At 42.1% G+C, this 12604-nt stretch carries 9 protein-coding genes; all 9 read right to left on the minus strand.

Translation table 11 applies throughout. The features are described 5' to 3' along the window. Positions 1 to 60: 60 nt before the first annotated feature. The 9 genes from BLQ57_RS08480 to sdaAB all read right to left on the minus strand — a co-directional run bounded on the left by BLQ57_RS08480 (position 61) and on the right by sdaAB (position 12585). The gene (locus BLQ57_RS08480) at positions 61 to 1548 is read right to left on the minus strand and encodes a TolC family protein (RefSeq protein ID WP_087941008.1); all 1488 of its coding nucleotides are present in this window, start codon (positions 1546 to 1548) and stop codon (positions 61 to 63) included. A gap of 4 nt (positions 1549 to 1552) precedes the next feature. Continuing rightward, positions 1553 to 5383: an efflux RND transporter permease subunit gene (locus BLQ57_RS08485; RefSeq protein WP_087941007.1), complete on the minus strand. Its 3831-nt coding sequence runs from the start codon at positions 5381 to 5383 to the stop codon at positions 1553 to 1555. Positions 5384 to 5465: 82 nt separating this feature from the next. Beyond that, on the minus strand, positions 5466 to 5879 hold the full coding sequence (locus BLQ57_RS08490) for an HYC_CC_PP family protein (protein WP_087941006.1): 414 nt from the start codon (positions 5877 to 5879) through the stop codon (positions 5466 to 5468). Positions 5880 to 5998: 119 nt separating this feature from the next. Further along, on the minus strand, positions 5999 to 6208 hold the full coding sequence (locus BLQ57_RS08495; RefSeq protein WP_087941005.1) for a heavy-metal-associated domain-containing protein: 210 nt from the start codon (positions 6206 to 6208) through the stop codon (positions 5999 to 6001). A gap of 46 nt (positions 6209 to 6254) precedes the next feature. After that, the gene (locus BLQ57_RS08500) at positions 6255 to 8480 is read right to left on the minus strand and encodes a heavy metal translocating P-type ATPase (protein WP_087941004.1); all 2226 of its coding nucleotides are present in this window, start codon (positions 8478 to 8480) and stop codon (positions 6255 to 6257) included. 83 nt (positions 8481 to 8563) lie between these two features. Then, on the minus strand, positions 8564 to 9133 hold the full coding sequence (locus BLQ57_RS08505) for a helix-turn-helix domain-containing protein (protein WP_087941003.1): 570 nt from the start codon (positions 9131 to 9133) through the stop codon (positions 8564 to 8566). A gap of 112 nt (positions 9134 to 9245) precedes the next feature. Beyond that, positions 9246 to 10553 (minus strand): efflux RND transporter periplasmic adaptor subunit, encoded by a 1308-nt coding sequence (locus BLQ57_RS08510; RefSeq protein ID WP_087941002.1) that lies wholly within the window; start codon positions 10551 to 10553, stop codon positions 9246 to 9248. A gap of 3 nt (positions 10554 to 10556) precedes the next feature. Next, positions 10557 to 11900 carry a TolC family protein gene (locus BLQ57_RS08515; protein ID WP_087941001.1) on the minus strand — a complete coding sequence of 448 codons (1344 nt, stop codon included), beginning with the start codon at positions 11898 to 11900 and terminating at the stop codon, positions 10557 to 10559. A 7-nt stretch (positions 11901 to 11907) separates the two neighbouring features. Further along, complete coding sequence (gene sdaAB, locus BLQ57_RS08520; RefSeq protein ID WP_087941000.1) at positions 11908 to 12585, minus strand: L-serine ammonia-lyase, iron-sulfur-dependent subunit beta; 678 nt, start codon at positions 12583 to 12585, stop codon at positions 11908 to 11910. Between the last annotated feature and the right edge of the window lie 19 nt (positions 12586 to 12604).

A 12604-nucleotide genomic window follows, 5' to 3' on the forward strand; every position in this document is an offset into this window, starting at 1 on the left:
GGGATATAATCATCCCCCTGTGTGTCGCGCTCCCGTCATGGATATTTCATGATGTTTCAATCAAAAGGTGAGCAGGGAAGAAGAAACCAAAGCCTCGAGTAAAGCTAGGCTTTGGTATTGATTGTTGATTGCATTGATGCGCTTGAGCTGGTAATTAAGTAGCTGCTGATGTGCTTGAAGCACATTTTCAAGTGTGGTGGCATTACTTGCATAGGCGGTTTCCAAAAGTTGTATTTGTTGGTTGACCAGTTCTATCTGAGCTTCGTAAAGAGAAAGATTACGCTCGCTTTCTTCCCAAGTTCGAAAGGCCTCAGCCCACTCCATCGCAAGAAGGTTTTCAGTTTTATTTCTTTCCAGCCTTTTGGATTCCTGTAATAGCTCCGCTTCTTTTATTTTGGACTTGATTTTTTTCCGATAAATGGGAAGCGTGATATTAACCATGGGCATGATCATATTTTCACCTCCCATAAACATTCCGTTTTCTGGTCTTGGAGCAAAAGTCATATAATTGACACCTGCACCCAGCATGGGTTTCCCTTCCAGATTTGCCATTTTGGCTTGCTGTTGATAGGCTCCAATCTCCGCATCGTACATTTCCAGCATAGGGTTATTTTGCCAGATGCTGTCTAGGATTTCCTGTTTTTGTAAGGAAAGCTGAGGCTGAACCAGCTGTGATGGAAGATTGATTTTTGCATCTATCCCTCTATTGAGTAGCTGATTGAATGTTATTTTTAGTGGTTCTTCATCGGCATGTAGTTGCTCGATGCTATTCTCCAATTCTTTGATCTCAATCTTTATTTGAAGTACAGCATTTATGGTTGTTTCAGAGCTACTCATGGCAGCGGTACCCATGCCTTCAGCTGAAGAAGTCGAAGAGTTGTTAGATGTGTTTCCCATTGCTGACATTCCCGATGAGGCGGAAGATGAATTAGAACTGGCAGCGGGAGTAGGTGAGGAGGGGCTAATTGTATTCCCCGAAGTACCGGATTTGAATCTCATCAAGGCCAATTCTTCGTATTTTTTTAGGAATTCAAGATTTTCCTGAGAAATCTCAATTTCTTCACGTAAACGAATCATTTCATACCAAGTCCGCTTGATTTGAAAGAAAAGCCGGTTTTTCTCTTCCAAAAAAAGCTGGTACTGAGCCTGAGCCATTTGATTAGCTTCTTTTTTTTGGGTGCTAATCATTCCAAACCAAGGAAACATCTGCATCAATCTGAAATCTGCCGATTGATTGCCCATAAACCTTTCCATCGGCTGTAAAAACACTCCCGCTTGCAATTCAGGATCCGGTAAGCTGGGTTGATGGCTTCGCTCAAGTGCCGCTTCATATCGCAAGTAGGAGGCCTTCAGACCTGGATTATTTTCTGCTGCTTCGAGAAGATAATCATCTAAGGATTGCGCCTGGATCTGTTCAGGTAAGAACAAGGAACCTTGTATGAGCAACCAGAGAAGTAGCATACCACAGTGCGGATTGACCTGTGGAAATAATAATTTCCACTTTTCCGTTCTTGGTTGATATTTCAATTTCAAAGTCTTATTTGTCATGACTTTAGGCGTTTAATTCCTCGGTAAAAACCTTGGAGTTGTTTTTAAATTTTCGCTCTGCCCACCAGCAGTAGAGTGTGGGGACTATGAATACTGTGGTGACTTCCAGAATCATCCCGCCCAAAGCAGGAATAGCCATGGGAATCATAATATCTGAACCTCTTCCAGTGGAGGTGAAAATTGGTAGCAAAGCTAAAAATGTGGTAGCGGTGGTCATCATACAGGGAAGAATTCTTCTTTTTCCTGCTTCAAGCACAGCTTCTCTTATTTCTTTGATGGATTTAGGTTCGTTTTCCCTGAAGCTTTGATCCAAATAGGAGGCAACTACTACACCGTCATCAGTGGCTATACCGAACAATGCAATAAAACCGACCCAAACGGCTACGCTGAGATTGTAGACCTTCATTTGAAAAAGGTCTCGCATATTATTTCCGAAAAGACTGAAATTCATAAACCAATCCTGTCCATAGAACCAAATCATTAAAAATCCTCCTGAAAAGGCCATTGCTATTCCTACAAATACAAATAGCGAGGTAGACACAGCCCTAAACTGAAAATAAAGGATCAGAAATATCAAGATCAAAGAAAGAGGAACCACAACCGAAAGGCGCTTTTCAGCCCGTAGCTGATTTTCATAAGAGCCAGAGAACTGAAAGCGCACTCCATTAGGAATTTCCAACTCGCCAGAGTCAATTTTTCCTTGAATGTAGCGCTGTGCATCTTCAACCACAGTTACCTCTGCGAATCCAGGCATCTTGTCTAACAATACATAACCTACTAAGAAGCTGTTTTCTCCACGGATCATATCCGGCCCAGGGCGATAGGAAATTTTTGCCAACTGCCCGAGAGGGATGTAGCTTCCTAAAGGAGTCGGTACTTGTAGATTTTCAATCGCGTAGGGGTCGTCTCTAAACTCCCGAGCGTACCTAACTCTAATTGGAAATCGCTCTCTTCCCTCTACCGTGGTACTGAGTTTCATGCCTCCTATGGCCGTCTCAATAAAATCTTGAACATCGACGACATTCATTCCATACCGGGAGATCTGATCTCTATCTATATCTAGTTCTAAGTAGGGCTTTCCTACGATTCGATCTGCAAAAACAGCTTCTTTTTTGACAGAAGGGACCTCTTTAAGGTATTTTTCCAACTCTAAACCAAAGGATTCAATCGTTTGTAAATCTGGGCCATATACTTTTATTCCCATAGGAGCTCTCATGCCTGTTTGCAGCATGACGAGTCGAGTTTCAATAGGTTGTAGCTTGGGAGAGGAGGTGACCCCCGGTAGATTGACTACGTTGACGATTTCATCCCAGATGTCATCTGCTGTTTGAATATGATCTCTCCATTGGCGAAAATATTCTCCATTTTCATCAGGGATTAGATCCTCCACTTGAATTTGATTGGGAGACATGGTGCCCCGATCATACAGTGACCCATCTTTCAATTCATATTTTCCATCTTTTATTTTAAATCTTAGCCGATTACCGTTTAGGTCCGTGGCATATTCTGATTTATAATTGATGGTATTTTCAAACATATTCATCGGAGCAGGGTCGATGGCGGTTTCTGCTCGCCCTGCTTTGCCCACTACCATATCCACTTCAGGTATCGCAGTGACTAGCATATCAAGTCGCTGTAAAACTTCTTTATTTTCCTCGACACCTGCGTGAGGCATAGTGGTAGGCATTAATAGAAAGGAACCTTCATTGAGTGAAGGCATGAATTCCTTGCCCAATCCAGGGAAAGTATGTGTCAATCCAGACCAAAACCCTGTAGTTCGGATGTTGATTCCTACGCTATCGAAGGCTTTGGGTACGATGCCAAATACACGCCCAAACCCCAACCAAACACTTACACCAAGAAGAATCACTAATAAAGGGAAGAGTAGGAAAGTCCCTTTGTTGGCCAGGCACCAATTTAGGATTTGGGGGTAAATTCGGATGAATCCTGCAAAACTACCCAAGACCAAGCCTAAGAGAAGGGCAATAAATATAAAGTTGGTGAATGTGCTCACTGATACACCTAATGGCATCCACTGCTGTGTCAAAAGCCAGGCAACAAATACTAGGGTGACTGTAATGATGAGCAGGTTTTTATTCTTTCCGATACTTTCTGGAAAATGAAAAGAGAGGCTATGTACCAGCCCGTAGCCGAAAAGTAACCAACCTCCCCATGACCAAAAAGTGAAAGCGATCAAAGGGCCAAGGATTAGTAATCCGTAATTCAAATAACGGCCAATTTTGCCTTTTGCACTTTTCAAACTGAAGATCCAATGTGAAAAAGCCGGCATAATCAGCAGCGTGAAGATCACCGCTGAGATCAAAGCAAAAGTTTTGGTATAAGCCAAAGGTCCGAAAAGCTTGCCCTCTGCTGCTTGTAGTGTAAAGACAGGCAAGAAGCTAATTATTGTAGTACTGACAGCGGTTAGGATGGCACCCGAAACTTCTGCAGAGGCAAGGTAAACGGTCTTGAGTTTGGACTCTCCTTTAGGGGCCATTTCTAGATGTCGAAGGACATTTTCATTGAGAATGATTCCTAAATCTACCATGGTCCCAATAGCAATGGCTATCCCTGAAAGGGCGACGATATTGGCATCGACCCCGGTATACTTCATAAAGATGAAGCACATTAATACTGCTAAGGGTAGTAGGGCCGAAATCAAAAGTGATGCTCTCAGATTATACACCATCACTATTATCACGAGGATGGTAATCAATATTTGTAGGCTGATAGCTTCATAAAGTGTCCCTAATGTCTCATAGATAAGACCTGTACGATCATAAAATGGCACTAGGGTCACCTTGGAGGTAGTACCGTCTGCCAAAGTCTTGGTAGGAAGGCCTTGGGAAAGCTTTTCTATCTCAGCTTTGACTCCTTCTATCACTTGTAGAGGATTGTCACCATACCTAGCAATGACGACTCCGCCCACTGCTTCTGCACCGCTTTTATCCAAGATACCTGACATGTTTCTAGGCTGTGGGCCAATATTTACTCTTGCCACATCCTGGATCCTGATGGGAATATTATTGGTGACTTTTACTACTGCCTTGTCCAAGTCGGCTAACTCTTCCACATAGCCCAATCCTCTGATGAAATAATCTACCCGATTGACCTCAATGGTATTGGCAGAAACGTCAAGGTTTGATTTGCGGACAGCTTCCATTACATCCATCAGACTCACATCGTTAGCTTTCAATGCACTAGGGTCTACATCGACTTGGTATTCTTTGACGTAGCCGCCTACGGAAGCTACCTCAGCGACGCCTTCCACCGCAGTAAGAGAGTAACGGACATAGTAATCTTGGATAGTTCTGAGTTCATGAAGGTCCCATCCTCCCGTGGGATTTCCTTCTTCGTCCCGCCCTTCGAGTGTATACCAAAAAACCTGACCTAAAGCCGTAGCATCAGGGCCTAGTTTGGGTTGTACGTCTTCTGGCAATAAATCGACAGGAAGTGAATTGAGCTTTTCCAAAACACGAGAACGGCTCCAATAAAACTCTATATCGTCCTCGAAAATGATATAGATGCTAGAAAAACCAAAGGCCGAACTTGACCTGACACTTTTCACGCCGGGGAGCCCCAAGAGTGAAGTAGTCAAGGGGTAGGTGATTTGATCCTCTACATCTTGAGGAGATCGACCCATCCATTCAGTAAATACGATTTGTTGGTTTTCCCCAATATCAGGAATGGCATCTACGGGAACAGGATCTCGAGGAAGTATCCCCACATTCCAGTTGAAAGGTGCCGTAACAATACCCCAGCCTATAATCAGTAGGAGGAATAAAATCGTGACTAGTTTATTTTCAAGAAAATACTTGACGATTCGGTTTATCATATATCATGAGGTTTAGCATTAAGAATTTCCCATTCTGTGTAGAAGGGCTTGCCTATGACAGCAGAGCTGCCAAACCTCAGGTCTAGATCAGGTAGGTTTCATACAGGATATGAAGTTCCTGTAGAAGAGGAGGGGAGGAAAAATATTCTTTTTCGTCATTAGCTTGAAAGAAAAAATCACTTCCAAAAGTAATAATATGAAAAAGTGCAACAGCAAAATTTAGGTCTAACGCTATCGTTAATTTTTTAAGCTGAGTTTCTTCATCAACTTGGAGATGCTCGGTAATATTTTCGCAGCAGGTGTTTTCATCCTGCTTATTATCTTCCTTGTTTTCGCTGTGGTCCATCGGCATTGCCATTCCACAGTCCAGGTGCTTTTGACCAAAACCAATTTCAGAATTCATCGCATAACCCATACAAAAATGGGTAGTCTTTGCCATCCCAACGGAGGAAAAGAATACAAATAATGCCATGAATATGGAAATGAAAGGTTTCATCGATTCAAAAGTACGGAAATTAATTTTATTTGTTCAAAATAGCTTCACTACTTCTGACATAAGGCATGAGTTAAGTCCTTGATCTTATGCCTTATGTCGGTTCAGTAGTTTCTTTGCACTTAGATTTCCTCTGCTATAAACCCAGCTCTTAACACCGCTTTTTTTATGTCTGCGGCTTCAAGACTTTCTGTTTGAACACTGAGGGTGCGCTGTGGATCTTCAAGGTTCACTTCCCAATTATTGATTCCACTTTGCTCGTTGAGCTTTGGGCTTACTTTTGAGAGGCAATTAGTACACTGGATGTTGGTTTTAAATTTCAAGGTTTTCATGCTATAATTTTTATTTGGTGAATAAATGGTGCTAACTGTATTGATTTTAAAGAGCTTTAGCCTTTAATCTCAGGCTATTCATGACTACAGAGACCGAGCTGAAAGCCATCGCTGCACCTGCAATCATAGGGTCTAGTAGAAACCCATTGATCGGATAGAGTATCCCTGCTGCTATCGGAATTCCGATCACATTGTAAACAAAAGCCCAGAAAAGATTTTGACGTATCCCACGTACAGTCTGATGAGAAAGCTTGAAAGCCTGTGGGATTTTCAGGAGATCAGAGGTAATCAAAGTAATCTTGGCTACGTCCATAGCGATATCCGAACCGTGCCCCATGGCTATACTTACATCGGCTTGTGCTAAGGCTTCGGAATCGTTGATCCCATCTCCAACCATAGCTACTTTTTTACCTTTTTGCTGAAGTTCTCGGACAATCTGTGCTTTGTCCTGTGGTAAGAGACTGGCCTTAATGTGAGAGATTCCTACCTCGGAAGCTATAGCTGTTGCCGTTTCTAAATTGTCACCTGTAAGCATCCATACATCAATATGTTGGTCTTTAAGCTTTTGAATGGCGTTTTTAGAACTTGCTTTCACTTGATCACGGATTCCAAGAATGGCAATTACTTTATTTTCAGAGGCAAAATAGATGATTGTTTGCGCATTTTTAGCCCAATCATCAGCTTTGGTGGCAATCTCTGAGGGGACAGTAATTCCCACTTCCTGGATGAGCGCGTAATTTCCCGCCCAATAAGTTGTCTCCTTTAATTGGCCTTTTACGCCTTTACCGGTAATACTTTCAAATTGTGATAGCGGAATTTTTTTGATTTTTTTCTCCTGAAAATATCGCTGAATGGCTTCCGCTAGGGGATGTTCGGAGACAGATTCTAATCCATAAAGTACAGAAGAAAGCTGCTCCTCGTCTTCCTTTTCGATAAACCAAGCAATTTCTTGGACGGTTGGCTTTCCAGAAGTGATTGTGCCTGTCTTATCCAATAGTAATGTGTCTATTTCGCGAGCTAACTCTAGGCTCTCGGCATCTTTGATTAAGATTTGATGTTCGGCACCTTTACCCATACCCACCATGATAGCAGTAGGAGTAGCGAGCCCAAGGGCACAGGGGCAAGCAATTACCAGTACAGAAATAGAGGTTAGGAGTGCCTGAGTAAATGCATTTTCTCCGCCTATAAGCATCCAAGTAACGAAGGTGACTATTGAAATCAGGATGACGGTTGGAACAAAAATGCCTGCTATTTTATCTACTAACTTTTGGACAGGAGCTTTACTTCCTTGGGCCTTTTGCACACTTTGGATAATCTGTGCAAGCATAGTCTCTGAGCCTACTTTCTCAGCCTCAAATTGGAAACTTCCCTTTTGATTTAAAGTGCCTGCAAAGACGGAGTCCGTTTTCTTCTTTTCTAAGGGGAGAGGCTCTCCCGATATCATGCTTTCATCCACAAAGGACATTCCTGATAGTACTTTTCCGTCAACAGGGATTTTTTCTCCCGGCTTGACAAGGATATGCATGCCTTTTTTGACCTCCTCGATGGGAATAGTCCGTTCCGACTCACCTTCTAAAATGGTCAAGGTTTTGGCCTGTAGTCCCATCAGTTTTCTTATGGCTTCTCCTGTTCCGGTCTTGGCCCGCTCTTCGAGTAATTTACCAAAAGAGATAAAAGTAATAATCACCGTAGCCGCCTCGTAGTAAACATGAGGACTAAGTCCTTGGCGGAGCCAAAATTCCGGATTTAGTGTATTAAAGACGCTAAATATGAAGGCAATTCCTGTACTCAGTGCCACCAAAGTGTCCATATTGGCTTTACCGTGACGAGCTTGCTTCCATGCATTTACAAAAAAATGGCCTCCAAAATAGAACAAAATAGGAATGGATAAAACGAGAGAAATCCATCTCCCTGCTTGCCAATCCATGAAAAACATTCCAATGATAAAAACGGGAAGCGTCAAAATAGCAGCTCCTATCGATTGTTTTTTAACTTTTTTATAGTGGTCTTTCTGATAGGTTTCCTGTGCATCTTGGGTGTTTTTACTTAAAATAAGTCCATAGCCCACATCTTGAAGTGCCTTATCTAAATCTTCGGCTGTGAGACTGTTTTCAAATTCTACCCAAACAGAGTTGGTGGCGAAATTTACCGAAGCGGCCTTTACTCCTTCGGTATAAGTCAAAATGGTCTCCACGCTTGAGGCGCAGGCTGCACAGGTCATCCCTGTGACTGGAAAGGTTTTCTTTTGGAGATTATTTTCCACGGTTTGCATAGTACAAAGATCGGATCTTTCGTACTCTAGTCTGTTATGAAATTTTGAGAAAAACTTATAAAATTTTGAGGGTTTGAAATGGCTTAAAGCTCATCCAGGTTTTTTCGCTTTCCGGAATTTTGTTTGAATTGGGAAGGAGTCATTCCTGTCTCTTTTTTAAATAGAGATGAGAGGTAAGCGGCAGAACTATAGCCCAGTAGAAAAGCTATTTCAGCCATTCCTTTTTCATCATAAAGGATCCATTCCTTGGCTTTTTCGACCTTTAGTCTCGTAATATACTTCTCGATAGTCAATCCTTCCACTTGAGAAAAAAGCCTACTCATTTGAGCGTAGTCTTGATCTAACTTTTGTTCTAAAAATTCAGAGTAATTAGTGGATAAAATTTCTTCGGAATGATGGATTTGATGAATCAAAGTGTTTTTGATGATTTGAATCAAGGAAGCGTTTTTTGACTCTAAAATTTCAAAGCCCTGCTCTTTCAGACGCTGTGAAAGTGCTTGGTGTTGCTTCTCATTGAGATGTTGATCTAGGTCTATTACACCCAAGTCTACAGATCGAAAGTCAATCGCTAGATCTGTTAAGATGTGTTTTATCGCTTGCACACAGCGCGGACAGACCATGTTTTTGACTCGGATTTGTATTGGTTTCTCCATGGTTAAAAAAGGTATCTGAATTTTAAAAAGTTCACATGCTACAAGAAGGAAGAAAAAAATCCTGACTTCAACGAAGTCAGGATTTTATAGGATCGATATAAGTACTATTGATTTATTTTTTGCTTTCTGTGGGGCGATTTGACTTTTCTATTTTGTCCCCGTCTTTTAGCTCCTTACTCACCGTAAAATAAGGTCCCGAAATCACTTCCTGTCCGGCGGTAAGCCCTTCTACTACTTCAATATTTTGAAAATCAGATATTCCTGTTTTGATTTTCGTCATTTTAGCGACACCGTCTTCTATTAAAAAAACCAATTCTTGTGGACGGGTGGTACCGTCAGATAGAGTGTCTAGTTTATCTTCTCTCGTTGTCACTGCGGCTAGAGGGACAGATAAGGTATTGTCCTTTTGATTGGTGATGATTTCTACAGAAGCTGTCATTCCAGGACGAAATGGATATCGATTGCCTTGATTGACTAGGTCCTGATAAGAGCTGTTTAGAATTCTAATCTTTACTTTGAATTCTGTGACGGCATCGGAAGAGGCTTTCGCATTGGCAGTGTTGGCAATACTAGTCACTATTCCTTTAAATCTTTTGCCATCTGAGGAATAAGCGTCAACATCTATTAGAGTAGTATCTCCCAATGAAAGCCTTACAATATCGTTCTCATTGACATCTACTCGGACCTCCATTTTTGTCAGGTCTGCTATCGTGAGCATTTCTGTACCGGCCATCTGTTGCGTACCCACCACACGTTCACCTTTTTCTACCAATAGATTGGAAACTATTCCACTCACAGGTGAATAGACACTGGTAAGTCTCAAGTTTTCAGCTGCCTCATTGACTGTGGCTTGAGAGCTTTTTACCACAAATTCGGCTGCATTGACACTTTGCTTGGCGGCTTCGAGATCTTTCTGAGCAGTAATGTAATTGGCTTCCGCTTGCTCAAAATCCGCATCTGATATTGCCTTTTGCTCGTAAAGTGATTTCTGTCGCTTGTATTCAAGTTCACTTCGTGTAAACTGGGCCTCAGCTCGTTGTAAACTTGCTCTGGATTGTGCTAGATTAGCTTGCTGCTGATTGAGATTGGCACGGCTTCGCTCAAGGGCTGAGATGAAATTATCTGGTCTGATTTTCACCAATAACTTACCCTCTGAAACTGAATCGCCTTCTTGTATATTTAATTCAATAATCTCACCTGCTACATCTGGACTTAGATTAACTTCTATTTCCGGCTGGATTTCTCCAGAAGCACTTACTTTTTCAATGATTGATTTATTGCCGACTTCGGCTGTTTCTACTTTAGTCACACTTTCTCCACCTATCCAGCCAGCTGATCTGGCGATGATAGCAAAAATGATCAGGATTCCGACTATACCCAGTAGGTAGTAGATAAATTTATTTGATTTTTTTGATGCCATGGTTTAGTTGAGGTTGATGGGATTGCCCAAATAGAAATCTAGAACTTTTACTCGGAAAATATAGGTGTATTTAGCATTGATTAAGTCCGCTTGTGCATTGAAGAAATTAGCTTGCGAAACTTGAAAATCCACTGAATTAATAGCGCCTAAGTCAAAACGCTGTTGAGAAATACGAAATGATTCCTCTAGACTCTTTACTCTTGTGAGTGAGGCCTGATAGGACTGCTCTGCAGCGAGCGCATTGTTGTATGCTGTTTCAATATCCTGTCTCAGCTGGTTTTCTGCCTCTTGCTGAGCGATTTCTGCAAGTCTTTCTTGCACTCTTGCTCTTTGTAGATTAGCCTTATTATTGAATTGAGAAAAGATTGGAATATTAAGCTGCAGATTCACCGATTGGGATAAGTTATTTTGTATTTGCTGTCCTAATGGGTCTGGTTCCCTGCCCGGCGCTGCCCGATCTACATAATTGGAGAAAAGATTGGCGCCTACCCCTAGCGTAGGGTAAAACTGACCTTTTGCGATTTTTACCCCTAGACGAGCACTCTCTAAAGAGGCTTCAGCCGCTTTTATTTCAGGCATATTGTCCACAGCAGCCGCAAATATAGAACTAGCGTCCTCTGTGAGTGTGAGACCTTCGTTGATTTCCAGTTTGGGTTCTATGATTTCAAAATCTTCCGTGTAGGGGATCTGAAGGGCCTGAGCTAAATTAAGCTTGGAAAGATTAAGCGATTGATAGGCATTGATTACCTCCAGTTCATTAGTAGCCACTTGAGCCTCTAGATCTAGTCGGTCCGCTAAAGGTAGCGAACCTGCATCTACCAATCTTGTCGTCCGGTCAAGCTGCTCACGTGTTGTTGCGAGCTGCCGTTCTGCGATTTTTGCCTGCTCTCTGTTAAATACAATGTTGATGTAAAGATTAATCACATTAAGTGTGATCGTATTCTTCGTTGCCTCGATATTATAGGTGCCTGCTTCTAGGTCTATTTTTGCCTGATTGATGGAGTTGGTCAGGCGCTGACCCGCGAAAAGCGTAGCGTTGGAATTGGCAGACACGTTGATATTGCCTATACGCTGCGTTTCAAAGAGGTTGGTTACGGGGTTAATAGATCTACCCCAGCGATATCCCGTACTTGCTCCGGAGGAAAGGGACGGAAGTCGTGCTCCTTGAGATTGGAGTAGTGTCGCTTCATTTGATAGTTGGTTTAGTTCACTTCGCTTCAGTGTCAAGTTGTTTTCAAGTGCTATTTTCACGGCTGACTCAAGATCTATGGGGCCGGTCAATTGTTGGGAATGAGCACTAAAAAAACCACTAACGCTAAAAGCTAAGCCTAGTAAAAGCTTTTTCATAAATTAGTTATAGGTCAATATCTGGTATGTAAATTAGTTCGTTTATCCAGGGTAAAGATTTTAAATATTCAATAGTAATGGGGGCGATTCCCGAGTCCATTTCAATGACATGGCAGGCAAGATCATTTTTTCCTTTTCTCGAGACCGACATGGTCGCAATATTTGTTTTTTCTTGAGCGATGACAGAAGAAATAAAGGCAATAGCTCCGGATACGTCCTTTGCTTTGATAATTAGTGTGTGGGCTTGTGCAGAAAAGTTGGCTACAAATCCGTCAACCTCGGCAATATTGATCAATCCTCCACCTAGACTTTCTCCTACGACTTCAATGCTTTTGCCATTTTTTGTCAAAAGCAATTTGATGGTGTTGGGGTGATGAATAGAAGAATTTCCGATTGACTTAAAGTGATATTTAAGCCCTTTTTCTTTGGCAATTTCTAAGGCATCTCTTATCCGCTCGTCGTCAGTCTTGAAATCCATCAGGCCCCCAATGATCGCTCGATCACTTCCATGACCTTCATAGGTTCTTGCAAAGGAATTGTAGAACAAAATCGACACCTCATCAGGAGTGCCTCCTAAGACTCGAATAGCAGCCCTAGCAATTCTCACTACTCCTGCCGTGTGGGAAGAGGAGGGACCTATCATCACCGGACCTATCATATCAAATACACTACTTTTTCCAGCCATCGCCTTTTGAACCCAATTT

The organism is Algoriphagus faecimaris, from assembly GCF_900101705.1.
GTDB classification, from domain to species: domain Bacteria; phylum Bacteroidota; class Bacteroidia; order Cytophagales; family Cyclobacteriaceae; genus Algoriphagus; species Algoriphagus faecimaris.

Bases quoted from the DNA above. Each gene is read 5' to 3' on its own strand.
- BLQ57_RS08480 (WP_087941008.1), bottom strand. From the start codon at position 1,548: ATGACAAATAAGACTTTGAAATTGAAATATCAACCAAGAACGGAAAAG.
- BLQ57_RS08485 (WP_087941007.1), bottom strand. From the start codon at position 5,383: ATGATAAACCGAATCGTCAAGTATTTTCTTGAAAATAAACTAGTCACG.
- BLQ57_RS08490 (WP_087941006.1), bottom strand. From the start codon at position 5,879: ATGAAACCTTTCATTTCCATATTCATGGCATTATTTGTATTCTTTTCC.
- BLQ57_RS08495 (WP_087941005.1), bottom strand. From the start codon at position 6,208: ATGAAAACCTTGAAATTTAAAACCAACATCCAGTGTACTAATTGCCTC.
- BLQ57_RS08500 (WP_087941004.1), bottom strand. From the start codon at position 8,480: ATGCAAACCGTGGAAAATAATCTCCAAAAGAAAACCTTTCCAGTCACA.
- BLQ57_RS08505 (WP_087941003.1), bottom strand. From the start codon at position 9,133: ATGGAGAAACCAATACAAATCCGAGTCAAAAACATGGTCTGTCCGCGC.
- BLQ57_RS08510 (WP_087941002.1), bottom strand. From the start codon at position 10,553: ATGGCATCAAAAAAATCAAATAAATTTATCTACTACCTACTGGGTATA.
- BLQ57_RS08515 (WP_087941001.1), bottom strand. From the start codon at position 11,900: ATGAAAAAGCTTTTACTAGGCTTAGCTTTTAGCGTTAGTGGTTTTTTT.
- sdaAB (WP_087941000.1), bottom strand. From the start codon at position 12,585: ATGGCTGGAAAAAGTAGTGTATTTGATATGATAGGTCCGGTGATGATA.